General features: G+C 44.4%; 9 protein-coding genes and 1 pseudogene. 8 read left to right on the plus strand and 2 right to left on the minus strand.

Annotated features, from left to right (window positions below):
- The 3 genes and pseudogenes from B6A27_RS01160 to B6A27_RS01170 all read left to right on the plus strand — a co-directional run.
- Window positions 1-307, plus strand: a pseudogene (locus B6A27_RS01160) (ISNCY family transposase); the annotation flags it as partial.
- Window positions 308-758: 451 nt separating this feature from the next.
- Complete coding sequence (locus B6A27_RS01165) at window positions 759-1,436, plus strand: ABC transporter ATP-binding protein (RefSeq protein WP_080859680.1); 678 nt, start codon at window positions 759-761, stop codon at window positions 1,434-1,436.
- Complete coding sequence (locus tag B6A27_RS01170) at window positions 1,433-3,862, plus strand: ABC transporter permease (protein WP_080859682.1); 2,430 nt, start codon at window positions 1,433-1,435, stop codon at window positions 3,860-3,862. The genes B6A27_RS01165 and B6A27_RS01170 overlap by 4 nt, the downstream gene beginning before the upstream one ends.
- An 83-nt stretch (window positions 3,863-3,945) precedes the next feature.
- On the opposite strand, the gene B6A27_RS01175 is transcribed toward B6A27_RS01170, so the two are convergent.
- The gene (locus tag B6A27_RS01175) at window positions 3,946-4,740 is read right to left on the minus strand and encodes a VOC family protein (RefSeq protein WP_080859684.1); all 795 of its coding nucleotides are present in this window, start codon (window positions 4,738-4,740) and stop codon (window positions 3,946-3,948) included.
- A gap of 288 nt (window positions 4,741-5,028) precedes the next feature.
- Here B6A27_RS01175 and B6A27_RS01180 point away from each other — a divergent pair, with 288 nt between their 5' ends.
- The 4 genes from B6A27_RS01180 (at window position 5,029) to B6A27_RS01195 (ending at window position 10,925) form a co-directional block, all read left to right on the plus strand.
- Complete coding sequence (locus B6A27_RS01180) at window positions 5,029-6,876, plus strand: sigma-54-dependent Fis family transcriptional regulator (protein ID WP_080859686.1); 1,848 nt, start codon at window positions 5,029-5,031, stop codon at window positions 6,874-6,876.
- 221 nt (window positions 6,877-7,097) lie between these two features.
- Window positions 7,098-8,093 (plus strand): thiamine pyrophosphate-dependent dehydrogenase E1 component subunit alpha, encoded by a 996-nt coding sequence (locus B6A27_RS01185; protein ID WP_066148430.1) that lies wholly within the window; start codon window positions 7,098-7,100, stop codon window positions 8,091-8,093.
- 24 nt (window positions 8,094-8,117) lie between these two features.
- Window positions 8,118-9,152 carry an alpha-ketoacid dehydrogenase subunit beta gene (locus B6A27_RS01190; RefSeq protein ID WP_044741354.1) on the plus strand — a complete coding sequence of 345 codons (1,035 nt, stop codon included), beginning with the start codon at window positions 8,118-8,120 and terminating at the stop codon, window positions 9,150-9,152.
- A 513-nt stretch (window positions 9,153-9,665) separates the two neighbouring features.
- A complete protein-coding gene (locus tag B6A27_RS01195; protein ID WP_080859708.1) occupies window positions 9,666-10,925 on the plus strand; it encodes a dihydrolipoamide acetyltransferase family protein in 1,260 nt (419 codons plus the stop codon).
- 77 nt (window positions 10,926-11,002) lie between these two features.
- Here B6A27_RS01195 and B6A27_RS01200 read toward each other — a convergent pair whose 3' ends face one another.
- A complete protein-coding gene (locus tag B6A27_RS01200; RefSeq protein ID WP_080859688.1) occupies window positions 11,003-12,208 on the minus strand; it encodes a polysaccharide deacetylase family protein in 1,206 nt (401 codons plus the stop codon).
- Window positions 12,209-12,916: 708 nt separating this feature from the next.
- Here B6A27_RS01200 and galU point away from each other — a divergent pair.
- The gene (gene galU, locus B6A27_RS01210) at window positions 12,917-13,798 is read left to right on the plus strand and encodes a UTP--glucose-1-phosphate uridylyltransferase GalU (protein ID WP_044741356.1); all 882 of its coding nucleotides are present in this window, start codon (window positions 12,917-12,919) and stop codon (window positions 13,796-13,798) included.
- Window positions 13,799-13,863 lie beyond the last annotated feature (65 nt).

Consider the following 13,863-nt stretch of genomic DNA (forward strand, 5'->3'; position numbering starts at 1 on the left):
CCTTGGAGATGCCGCCTATGAAAGCGAAAAAGTCCGTCAAATAGCCGAACAGACAGGAATTTTTTTCGTTTCACCTATTAATCCTCGAAATAGCGATGAACGAAAAGATGCCTATGGTCGGATGATTCGTTCGTTTTTGAAAACAGAATTCGGAAAGTGGTTGTTTGGTTTTCGCAACTCGATTGAGCAGACATTTAATCAGTTAAAGAATGACGGATTAGAACAGCCGCGTTGGTATGGGTTTCATCGCTATTTACTGCATGTACAATTATGCATTCTTATGCACAATTTTGAGTTTTTACTCTAGTTTTGCAACACCTTCTTAAATGAATACACATTGAATCAAAAATAATGTATTAAAACATACGGGCCTCTTTGCAATGACAAAGAGGTTTGATTGTTATGTATCAGGAATTTTATTTTGATTTATCTATTCGGAAATATTTATATCCGTATGTTAGGAATTTATAAAAACAGTGAAAATGCCCCGCGGTGAGGCGTTTTCTTTTTAAGCCCGCCATTTAGTGGCGGAGTTCCGCCACAGGTTGGCGGTAGAAGCAAACAGAAAGAGAAATATAATAGAAAAAAGTCGCGCATGCCTAGAGAGTATGTTTAAGCCTTAAAGATCGAATCGTCTTGACGGCCTACGGCTGTTAGAAGGACATATGAATGTTATATGCATCCTTATTGGTGAATGGGCGATCAGTGTAATCTGTGATATACAGCCTCGTTTTTAGCTAAGGAGAAGGAGGGAAAAGATGATTCGATTAGAAAATATCAGCCAATCATTTAAGCACCATTCTAGCAAAATCAAAATTTTAAATCATGTTGATCTAGTGATTCAGCAAGGGAGCTGGGTGTCGATTGTCGGTCCGTCCGGCTCAGGGAAATCGACTTTATTAAAAATTATGACGGGTTTATTAAAACCGGATACAGGGACTGTTTATTACCGGGATCTCGATCTCTATCGAATGGGCGAACGAGAAAAAAGCGATTTCCGCCGACGTCATATTGGGTTTGTATTTCAAGATTTTAAATTATTGCCGTATTATTCGGTTTTAGACAATGTGATCCTCCCTTTATATTATGATAAAAAGAAACAGGAATTATATGAAAAAGCGAAAATGCTGTTGCTATCGCTCGGCATTCAAGAGCCGTTATTTTCCAGGCTGCCGAATGACTTATCCGGAGGAGAAAAGCAGCGCGTTGCCTTTGCGCGTGCGCTCATTGCCGATCCGGACGTATTGGTTTGCGATGAGCCGACAGGGAATTTAGATCGGGAGAATCGCGATCATATGATTGAGATTTTGCGTTCCTTCAACCAGCAAGGAAAAACGATGATTTTAGTGACCCATGATATGGAAGTGGCGGCCTACTCTAATTGCATTTATTTATTAAAAGATGGGCTTCTTCTGCCAAATGAGGTGAATGTATGATCCGGATCGTTTGGCGTCGTCTCGTTCACCGGAAAATGGCAACAATGACGATGCTGGCCGCTCTTATCAGCGTCTATACGCTGATTCCGTTCGGCCTTTTCCAAGCGAAAGAAGCGAAATCAACGGTCGACAGCAGCATTGAGAAATATGGAAGGGGTACATATGATCTATTAGTTCGTCCTGCCTCATCAAGAACGCAAGTGGAAAAAACGCTTGGCGTCGTCGAGGAAAACTATATTGGCGATGGAAAGGGCGGCTTTTCCATCGCCGAGTGGAAGCGGATCAAAGCCGATCCGCTGATTGAAGCGGCTGCTCCTGTTGCTTCATTAGGCTACTTTCGCGGCAAGCAGTTTTCCCTAGAGCTCCCTGTTTTACAAAATCCGTCGAGATTCACCTATCAATTTTATACATCAGACGGATATAAAAACTATTCGCTCGGTTCTTCGGGAACATTTGTCTATTTTGAACAGCTCGATCCTGGAACGATTCAGTATGTTACCACAGCACAGCGTTTTGGAAGCGCAGCCATGATGATTGAGATGCCGGAGAATTATTACCTTTTGGTCGCCATTGACCCGGAAAGCGAACAGCAGTTAACCGGCATTGACTTTTCCAAATTAGAAGAACCGCTGGAACTGGATCGCCCTCAGGATCCAAAAGCGATGATGCTAAAAATGACGCTTGAAAATTACGGGAATCCCCCTGTTGTAAAGGTGCTTCAGCGTGATGATTTGAATATCCCCGTTTTTCTTCGCCTGCAAGTGGATACGCTTAAGGTAAGCATCGAGAAGTATCTTCGCAGCCTCCATTTGCAGCAAGGGCAATGGATGATGAGTGCAAGCCCGGAGAAAATCGCCGAGGTTTTAAAGGAACTGAAAAAGGAGAGAGTCGTGCAATCGAAAACGATCGATTTAGATTTATCGAAGTTTCAAAAGCCGTTTGATGGTACGGCGCTGATTCTTAATGACCAGTGGCAGTTAAATGTTGCGCAAAGATATTCAATTGGCGGCGATACGTCCGTTTATTATGTCGCCTCTAAAATTGTTTATCAGCATCTTGATTCCATTCCGACCATCCATATCGTACAGCCTGGTGAGCCGCCGTCTTATAAGCAGGTAGAAAAACGGGGCGTCTCGATGGCGACTGCAACGAAACTCCCTTTTATTATTGAACAGGTAGGCACGTTTTCTCCGAAAAAAGAGCCCAGCAACAAGCTTGCTTCAAGCCCTCTGGGCATTTATGGAGGGATGGAGGCAACAACCGAAGAGGGCCGCACATTAACGCCGACAACAGTACCCGGAAGTTTCATTCCAGCGCCTGCCAGCGGTGTGACGACGTTGGAAGCGGCTGAACTGATCAAAGGAAAGAAACCGATTGATGCCATTCGCGTTCGAATTGCTGGAATTAAAAAGTATGATGAGGCAGCCCGCCGGAAAATTGAGCAGGTGGCCGCTAAGTTGTTGAAGCAGGGATATGAGGTAGATGTCGTAGCCGGCGCTTCGTTTAAGGAAATGACGCTTGATGTCGAGGGGATCGGCAAAGTCAAGGAGCCGTGGACAACGTTAGGAGTCGCCCAACGGCTGACACATACATGGAATGATATGAGTCTTGTAACCACATTTTTGTTTTCTTGCTTTGCCCTGCTTTGGCTCGCTATGAGACTCGTTTTTGAAAAAAATCTGCTGGCTCTTGAAAATGAATATCTAACTCTCCTTGGTTGGCGAGAAGGACAGATTCGCAAGCGAAATGCCATAGAGCAATATTTGCTTATGACGGTTGCCTTAGCGGCGTCTTTTAGCATTTTATATGGTTTGGATGCCGCCCTGCCGCTATATGGGGTGGCCGCTGGTTTGTGGATGTTTTCCATAGTGCTTGTGACATTTTTGCTTCACAGAAAAGAAGAACGAAAGGAGCGAACGATCGCTTATCGCCGTTTTTCTTCCATTCGTTATTATCGGCGCTGGATTGTTCCGATGATGGGGATTTTATCGCTTGCCGCCGTGTTGCTGGCTGTACAGATCGCCGCGTTGACCGCTGCCCTGCAGGAGACGGCAGAGACCGCCTTAGGGGAGTATATAAGAAATGCGACCTTTTGGGTGCAAATCTCGATCATTTTATCGTCAACTGGCCTTGCCGCCATCGGTGTGAGCGAAGGGGTTCATACGCTATTGAGCGAACGAAAAAGCGAGTTTCAAATGTATGAGATGATCGGTTGGACAAGAAGAACGAGGCTCTGGCATTTTGCAAAGGAAATAGCGGTTTGGGCTCTTTCGGCCATCATTCTCGGATTGGCTTTTGCCAGCCTTGCCCTTTATTTGCTTCATGTTTCCTTTATGTGGAGCGTGATGGGATTAAGCAGTTCGTTTGTGATCTTGGCGATCATGATCGCGGTTATCGTATGGACGCGCCATTTTGATGCGGTTTAGCCTAAATGGTATCTTCCCTCTCCAGCTTTGCCTGGAGAGGGAATGGGTTTTGGGTTGTTTGCCCTATGCCGGTTGCCTGCCTCTCAGACAGAAAAATCGTAAATCGCTTGTTCGAGCAAGATCGTTTGATTTTGTGGCATTCCCGTGATTCCGCATAAAAAAGGGCGATTGATATATAGAGCCCTTCCGGATGAAAGCTTCGCAGATTCATAAAAACGCATCTTGATATGGCCAGCGGGAATCTCCGCATAAGAGCCAAATCGGTCAGCATGATAGCGGACTAAAGAAGAAGGAATATCAAATAAGTGGCAATATTTTTGGACCGACTCGTCGAGGTGGTCCGCTTGAATGCCGATATAGGAAAGGGTTGGCTGTCCATGATGATGCTGCATCAGCTGTTTCATTTCCTGCTTCCGTATGCTGTCTTGTTGCCCCCATTGAATAAAAAATGGATAGCGGTATGTGCGATGGGACTCATCTCTAATAAACAGCATCGACCAGCTGAGCACGGTCCCGTCTTCTCGTTGCCGGTTTCCGGCAAATGGGCCAATGGGGGTTAATCCTTTTTCGGAAATATGGTTCATGGTGGCATGGATGTCATTTGTGCGAAAGGCGATTTGGGAAAAGCCGGCCCCTTGGGCGGAGTCTGTGACGATTTGCTGGATCAGTCTATTATCAGACTTTTTCGCTTTGTTAAGATCCATAAAGCCAATCCATTCAATGTAGCGCAAGTCACGGAAATAGCATAGGCAATTATACGTTCCCCAATCGTGATGAATACCCCCTTGTACGGCGTGGAAGCCCATTTGTGCAAAAGCAGCTTTCGCTTCTCTGGGGGATGCTGTTAGATGAACAAGATGGTCAAAGGTCACTTGCATGGGTCTCTCTCCTTTTCATATATCCATAGAAACGGTTGATTGCGGCATGATCTCAATATGGCTGTTTGATGATCGCCGAAGTGATGCTTTGGTCATATGGCTGCATGATGAAATCAGCTTGTATTTATTATAAAAATAAGAAGGAAAAAGCGCCAATGCCTCCTTTTTCTATACTTCGCTGGCGTCTCGGCGGATTGGCCATTCGCATAGAAAGGGTTCACAAAGAGGAATTTTTTTAACAAAAGCGAATGTAGTATAGTATGAATCCGATAGAGAGGAGGGCATAGGATGGGTATGGTAGATCTGTCCAAAAGGGAGGTTTGGCAGCGTTTTATACGAGAAGGAATATTGGATCAAGGAAGAATCCATCACAGAATTGAAGAATCATGGCAGCTTTGCCGCCGCTATAATGTCAATCCATATGATGGAAAGGGGAAAGTTGTGCTGGAACCGCCTTTATTGCTGGAGCGGAAGCAAAAAAATCGGCGATTGCTGCAGCTGGCAGTTCCTGTTTTAGAAAAGCTACAGAAGCTGATTCAGGAGACAAAATCGCTTTTGCTGTTAATTGATCGCGATGGATATGTTTTATACGCGAATGGACATCAGCAAGCGATCAAGAAAGCTAAAGCGATTCGTTTTACAGAAGGAGTGAAATGGACCGAGGATGAGGTTGGAACAAATGCGATTGGCACAGCGCTAAGAATTCAGGAGCCGATCACCGTTGTCGGCGATGAGCACTACTCAGTCGCTTCCCAGCAATGGATATGTTCAGCTACGCCTATCTATAATGACAAGAAAGAATTAGTTGGAGCGATTGATCTTTCTTGCCCCATCAACAGCTCTCTGCTTCAAGACCATGCTTTAGCCACTGTTGTTGCCGCCGCTTATACCATCGAACAGCGATTTCAGCTACAAAAGAAAGAAGATCTATTAGAACTATTTAAGTATACACATCACATTCACAATCCTCATTCTCCGGTTGTCATCTGCGATTGTCATGAAAAAACGGTCTGGATGAACCATGGGTTGCGCGCTTTCTTGCCTAATTTAACCGATCAGCCACTGGAATCCCTTTGCGAACAAAAATGGAGAATCCAAACGAAAACGCCGATTCACTCTGCCGTTGATGGTGAGTTGATCGGCTATGAGGTGACGCTTCAGAGAAACGCCGTTTATCCAAAAACCTTTCACTTTTCTGCGCCATCTTTTCATTTTGATGGTGTTGCGGGAGAGAGCGAGGTGTTTGCCCATGTTTTGCAAAGCTGCGAAAAAGCAGCAAAAACAGAGACCACGGTTTATATGACGGGAGAAACCGGTACTGGAAAGGAAATGCTCGCCCGCTTTATTCATCAAAATAGCAACCGGAAAAACAAACCGTTTGTGGCGGTCAACTGCGGCGCCATTCCAAAAGAGCTGATTGGCAGTGAATTGTTTGGCTATGCAGAAGGAGCGTTTACAGGGGCCAAGCGGACAGGACATAAGGGGAAATTTGTGCAGGCGAATGGTGGAACCTTGTTTCTTGATGAAATGGGCGAGATCCCTCCAGAGATGCAAGTAGCACTTTTAAGGGTGCTTCAAGAGCGTGAGGTGGTACCTATTGGGGGCGATAAAGCCATTCCGATTGATGTGAGAATCATTACGGCCACTCATCGCGACTTATACAAGCTAGTGCAGGAAGGAAAACTTAGGGAGGATTTGTTCTACCGAATTTATGTGTACCCCATTCATGTACCGCCGCTTAGAGAGAGAAAAGAAGATATTCCCTTTTTTATTGAGCATTACTGTCAAAAACACCATTGGACGGTAACCTTTTCAGATCAGCTGCTGCAATTATTGATGAATTATCACTGGCCTGGAAATATCCGCGAACTGTTGAATGTTTTGGAAAGAATCCGTGTGGAATATGGGACGCATCTCCCATCGGTTTCTCAGCTTCAGTCGATGCTTGTAGCTTGGAATCAAAATAAAGAAAAAGCGGAGCAGAATCAAGCACTATCTTACAGAGAGAAGATCGAAAAAGAACGAATGATGAACGTATTGCAGATCACGAACGGAAATGTCAGCAAAGCAGCGGCTACGCTTAATATTTCGCGAAGCACCCTTTATCGTAAATTGAAAAAATACCAGCTCATGTAGAACATCCTAGAAAAGTGTTCTGTTTCTCCGCGTTCTGCGCAAAAGGGAGAAGGTTCGCCAATGAACAAAAATGAAACAAAATGATACAGTATGAAACAAAATGAGAAACAATGTCGCTTTTGTGTATCAGGCGCTTGCAAAAGGATTGATTTTGTAAGCGCTTTTTTGCTGGCACGATACTTGCAATATATAAAAGTGAAATGAATCGAATAGGAGGGAGCATGATGACAATCGCAAAATCACAAACGAAAAGCATCACTCAAGAAAAAGCGAAGTGGATGTATCAAAAAATGAATGAAATTCGCCAGTTTGAGGACAAAGTGCATGAAATTTTTAGCAAAGGTGTTTTGCCTGGTTTTGTTCATTTGTATGCTGGCGAGGAGGCGGTGGCAGTCGGAATTTGCGCCCATTTAAGCGAAAAAGACTATATTACGAGCACACACAGAGGGCACGGTCATTGCATTGCAAAGGAATGTGACTTAAATGGAATGATGTCTGAAATTTATGGAAAGGCGACAGGGCTATGTAAAGGAAAAGGCGGATCGATGCATATTGCCGATGTGGAAAAAGGAATGCTTGGTGCCAATGGAATCGTTGGAGGAGGCTTTCCTCTCGCTGTTGGTGCCGGATTGACGGCGAAGTTAAAGAAAACGGGCGGAGTGGCCGTTTGCTTTTTCGGAGATGGCGCCAACAACCATGGAACGTTTCATGAAGGGATCAATCTTGCGGCGATTTGGAAGCTACCGGTCATTTTTGTGGCCGAAAATAATGGATACGCGGAAGCTACTCCTTTTGAATATGCTTCCAGCTGCCAAAATATTGCCGATCGTGCGGCTGCTTATAATATTCCGGGAGAAATTGTGGACGGTAAGGATGTGGTCGCTGTTTATGAAGCGGCGGAAAGGGCGATTGAGCGAGCAAGAAACGGACAAGGCCCGACGCTGATTGAGTGTAAAACTTATCGAAACTACGGACATTTCGAGGGAGATGCGCAAACATACAAATCATCGGAAGAAAAGCAGAAGCATTTGCAGGAGCTTGATGCGATTGTCAGATTCCGCAAGCATTTGCTGGCGAATGGGCTTGTCTCTGAGCAGGAGCTAATGCATATCGAACAAAATGTGGCAGAAGCGATTGAGAAGGCTGTCGAGTTTGCGGAGAATAGTCCGTTTCCGACCGAAGAGGAGCTTTTGCGGGATGTATATGTATCCTATTAATGAAAAAGTGAGGGGGAGCGAAAGATGACAAGAAAAATTTCTTTCTCAGAAGCGGTCAATGAGGCGATGAAGCTGGCGATGCGAAAAGATCCGAATGTCATTTTGCTCGGAGAGGATGTCGCCGGCGGGGCGACAGTCGACCATTTGCAGGATGACGAAGCATGGGGAGGAGTGATGGGAGTCACGAAAGGACTTGTGCAGGAGTTTGGGAGAGAACGAGTACTTGATACGCCGATTGCTGAAGCGGGATATATGGGAGCGGCTGTCACGGCGGCGGCCACTGGAATGCGGCCAATCGCTGAATTAATGTTTAATGACTTTATCGGCAGTTGTTTGGACGAGGTGATGAATCAGGGAGCAAAGCTGCGCTATATGTTTGGCGGAAAGGCGAAGGTGCCGCTCACTGTGCGGACGATGCATGGTGCAGGGTTTCGGGCGGCGGCCCAGCATTCGCAAAGCCTTTATGCGTTATTTACCCACATACCAGGTTTAAAGGTGGTTGTGCCATCGACTCCATCTGACGCAAAAGGGCTCTTGCTCGCTTCGATTTTTGATGATGATCCCGTGATTTTTTTTGAGGATAAAACACTTTATAACATGAAAGGAGAAGTAGACGAGGAGTTTTATACGATTCCGCTTGGGAAGGCCGATATTAAACGGCAAGGCAGCGATTTGACGATTGTCGCAATCGGAAAACAGGTGCATACCGCGTTAAAGGCGGCAGAATTATTAAAAGAGAGAGGAATTGAAACAGAAGTCGTCGATCCAAGAACGCTATCCCCGCTTGATGAGGAGACGATTTTAGCTTCTGTGGAGAAGACGGGCCGGCTTATTGTCATCGATGAAGCAAATCCGCGCTGCAGCGCTGCTACGGATATTTCCGCGCTCGTGGCCGATAAAGGATTTGATTATTTAGACGCGCCGATCAAAATGATTACCGCTCCGCATTGCCCGGTTCCATTTTCGCCGGCATTGGAGGACCTGTATTTGCCAACTCCGGAAAAAGTGTTGCGGGCAGCAGCTGAAATTATCGGCGATGAAACGATTGTAACCGTGTGAAGCAGACGCGGATCGTGCGGGCCATAGTAAAACTTTGTTTTATTTCAATCAGCTGGCATGCGCCTTTCTTTCTGAAAGCGTGAATCAATAGGTCATTCATTTCAGCTGGAGTCCAGCAGCTGACATTTTCTCAAAAAGATAAGAGTGAATATAGGGCGCTAGTATAATGAGCGATTTAACAGCTTTCCAAAAGAAGTCTCCCATCCTCGAGGACCATGAAGGGTGACAGCCCAGTGAGTAGGGGGAGATGAATTTCGGTCGGCGATCCGCCAACGGATAGGATACTCTATCGTTCGAACGGACCCCTGCGGAACGAAGGGAAGCGTAAAGGGTTCTTGTGTGGGGCTTACCGTTCAGCGAACACGCACAAGTCGCTTGAAGCCCTCCTCTAAACGGTGGCGTGGCGGGTGGTTCACAAGAGCGGCTGGCGACATGGACGCTCAGGCGCATGCTGCCTACATTGATTGCAGCATTTTTCATTCCTTGTATTCATCGGAAAAGGAGAGAGAAATCATGGCGGTTGAAATCATTATGCCAAAGCTAGGAATGAGCATGGAAGAAGGAACGGTAGTCGAGTGGCTCAAAAAAGAAGGAGACGCGATTAAAAAAGGTGAGTCGATTGCGGTCATCAGTTCGGAAAAAATCGAAAAAGATATTGAAGCCCCTCAGGATGGAGTGCTATTGAAGATTATTGCGGCGCAAGACGAAACGGTTGCAGTAGGGCAAGCCATCGGCTATATCGGTCAAGAAGGAGAAAGCATGAATGAAGCGGAAAGAAGAGAAGCTGCCAAGAAAGAAGAACAAGTGATCAGCACTGCAAGCCAAACAGCGCGGCAAGAAGCAGCGACAGCGATCGCGGCAGAAGAGACGAAGACCGCTTCGCAGATGATGGCCCGTGTTTCGCCTGCGGCGAGGAAGCTCGCTCGCGAAGCGGGGATTGATTTAAGCAAAATTTCCGGTTCTGGCCCAAAGGGAAGGATAACAAGAGCTGATATTGAAAAAGCCATACAAATGGCACAGGCTCCTGCCCCTTCTGTTGCGGAAAAGCAGCCAAAGCCTCAAACGAATGTTGAAGTTGAGCCAAGCGGTGTGACGGTCAAACCGATGACAGGCATGCGCAAAACTATTGCCTCAAGAATGTTTGCTAGCCTGCAGCAAACGGCGCAGTTGACCATTCATATGAACGCAGATGTCACTCATTTGTTGGAGATGCAGGAAAAGATGAGACTGGATGAAGCGATCGGAAAACTGACGATCACGGACTTTATTGCCCGTGCCGTCGTTTTATCGTTGCTTCAACATAAACAAATAAACAGCCATTATCAAAATGGACAGATTCAAACATATGATGCGGTCCATTTAGGGATAGCCGTTGCGTTGGAAAACGGCCTTGTTGTTCCTGTCGTAAAACATGCCGAATCTCTTTCTTTAAGAGAAATTTCACAGCAAATCAAGACGTTAAGTAAAAAGGCGCGTGAAGGGGCTTTAAACAGTGAAGAGATGACAGGATCAACCTTTACCATTACTAGTCTTGGTGCTTATGGAGTCGAATTTTTTACGCCGGTGCTCAATCCTCCAGAGGTAGGGATTCTTGGGGTAGGGACGGCAACCGATGTCCCTGTTTTTATCGGGGAGGACATTCAACGCAGAAAACGATTGCCACTCAGCTTGACGTTTGACCATCAAATCATTGATGGAGCTCCAGCAAGCGATTTTCTCCGCACCGTGAAGACTTATTTAGAAGCGCCGTATCGGCTGCTTTGGTTATCATAGTCATTGCCGATCGCAAACGTTCACGGAGGCAGATTCCTTCTTTACATATGAATCTGCCTCGGTTTGGTTTGTTTAGTCTAGTTTTCCACCATTTTAGCAAATTGATTTAACGTGCAACTTGGCTCTACACCAAGTCGCTTAATTTCCAGCAATGCATCGCCAACCTGGACTTTCCCTAGTTTGGTTGTCACGGCCATATGAATATTTAATTCTTTTAATAGCTTTATTGTATTAGCATTGTATTGGCCGAACGGATAGGCGAAATATTTGCTTCCTCCCAGTATGCTTAGGCTTTGTTTAATGTCCGCTTTGACGGTTGTATAAGGCTTTGTGATCACATCACTTTTGTTGCCGTTTAAATGATGTAGCTGATGGGTATGGGATTCAAATGTAAATACGTCCTTCATGCTGTTCATTTCCGTTTGACTTAAAAATTGCAGCTTATCTGGGTTAAACGGCTGCGGTGTTTTCGTCATTCTGCTCGTGATGACAAAATTAGCTGCTTTAAATCCGTAAGATTTTAATACAGGATAAGCATACAAAAAACTCGTTTTTAAACCGTCATCAAAGGTAATGACAACCGCTTTGGCCGGGAGATTGGCCGTTCCTTTTACGTAATTTTCTAAGCGCTCCAGCGTAATCGCCTCGTACCCATGAGTTTTCAGCCAATTCATCTGTTGGTTAAACTGAAGATCCGAAATAGTCGTCGATACATTGCGATAATTTTTATTTTCTGCTGGCTTTAAAATATGATGATACATAAGGACAGGGACACCATTGTCCCACTTAGCTTTTGAATCATGTAAATATCCGATTCGTCCGCCGACATCAAGTTGGTACCAATGATTGATTTTTTTTATAATCGGATAACGCATATTGCCTTTGATCGTGACGAAAGGAATCAGTTTGCCCTTGCTATTATCATAAACGCGTTCATTTTTATTGATTAAAATCGTGCGGTTTGAGTTTTTTAGATTTTTTGCATTTTCTCCTGAAACCGTTTGGCTGCAAAAGGGATGAACAGCACCCTTATACACATAAGCATAGCTATTGCCAAATTTTATTTTCCACCAATTTTTCCCTGCATCTGCATAGATTTTTAATATATCTCCTTTTTCCATATAGCCTACTTCAAGTAATGAGCCTGTGCTGTTGTCAAGCAGTGGAACGCGTGACTGTATCGCTTTAATATACATTTTTTGTCCGTCGGCAGTTGCTTTATGAGTGAATAAAACCAAAAAAGCAGCTAAGCACGAAAAGATAAAGAGGAAGATGCGCGGCATGTCATGATCACCTCCTTTCCTATTTGATTGACTGATAGGGGGAGAACGGCAATATCGGCTTTCATTCTCCATTGCCAGCCTATGATGAATCGCCTTATTCCATTTTTTTGCTTAAAGGTGCGTATGTATACTTATATGGCCTCATCATTTTCAAACGGTTGAATGAGCTCGTTTCTATCGGTTTTCCATTTGAACTCATCATTTATATCGATATGAAATTTAGGGTGTTTTTCGTTGGTTCAAGGCAAGTTTCCATATTGTTAAAAAATAGGTTGATTTTTTGGAGTGAACAATTCATTCAACCTTTCCCGATCGATCAATAGAGGCCGACTTGAATTCTTTTGCCATTTGTTTTATTACGATATATGGTAATAATGATAGATTAAACCATATTATAAATATAATCTTACAAATGATTTGTTTCAATAGTATTTTTTATACATATTATGAATAAGATTTCATGTATTAACGAAGAATTTTGTTATGTCAGGGAAGTACATGTTTTCGTATGTTAAAAAGGGGTTTTGATGCGGAAAGAGTTTATCTGTTAGTGTGTGGATGACCCGATCAAACAAATAACCTTGTTTTTTTGGGAAATCAGTTTATTTTTTCTAATTGTGTAATATACTATTCATTCCAGATTTATTGTTTATCCATTTTTAGTCATATATAATTAATAAGGAATTGGATGATAAAGGAGAGTTTAGCATGAAAAAGGTTAGAAAGGCGATTATTCCTGCTGCCGGTTTGGGCACTCGTTTTCTACCAGCTACTAAGGCGATGCCCAAGGAAATGCTTCCGATTGTGGATAAGCCGACCATTCAGTATATTGTTGAAGAAGCGATTGCTTCTGGCATTGAAGATATTATCATTGTAACGGGAAAAGGAAAGCGCGCCATTGAAGACCATTTTGATAATGCGCCAGAGCTGGAGCAAAATTTAATGGAAAAGAAAAAGTACGATTTATTGGAAGAGGTGCGTCATTCCGCTAATTTAGTGGATATTCATTATATTCGCCAAAAGTCCCCAAAAGGATTGGGCCATGCGGTATGGTGTGCCCGCAAGTTTATTGGCGATGAACCGTTCGCGGTGTTACTGGGAGATGATATCGTCCAAGCGGAAAAACCTTGTTTAAGCCAATTGATTGAACAATTTGAGCATACTCAATGCTCGGTGATTGGTGTTCAACCTGTGCCGGACGATGAAACAAACCGTTACGGAATTATCGAACCACTAAAGAAAATGGGAGAGCTTTATCAAGTAAAGCAGTTTGTTGAAAAACCTCCGTTAGGCACAGCTCCGTCCAATTTAGCGATTATGGGTCGTTATGTGTTTACGCCGGATATATTCGAGTTTTTAGAGAAACAGGAGATTGGGGCTGGAGGAGAAATTCAACTGACCGATGCGATTCAAAAATTAAATGAAAAACAGCCTGTATATGCATACAGCTTTATGGGCAAGCGCTATGATGTAGGCGAGAAGCTTGGATTTGTAAAAACGACGGTGGAATTCGCGCTGCAGAAGGACGAACTGCGCGGGGAGCTGATTAGCTTTTTGAAGCAATTGCTCCATCAGGAAAAGGCGCTTTAACATACTCATAGAAACCTCTCCCTCCTTTCACGAAGTGAAGGGGGAGAGGTTTTTTATGCACATGG

It is taken from the genome of Anoxybacillus sp. UARK-01 (genome assembly GCF_002075365.1).
Classification (GTDB): domain Bacteria; phylum Bacillota; class Bacilli; order Bacillales; family Anoxybacillaceae; genus Anoxybacteroides; species Anoxybacteroides rupiense.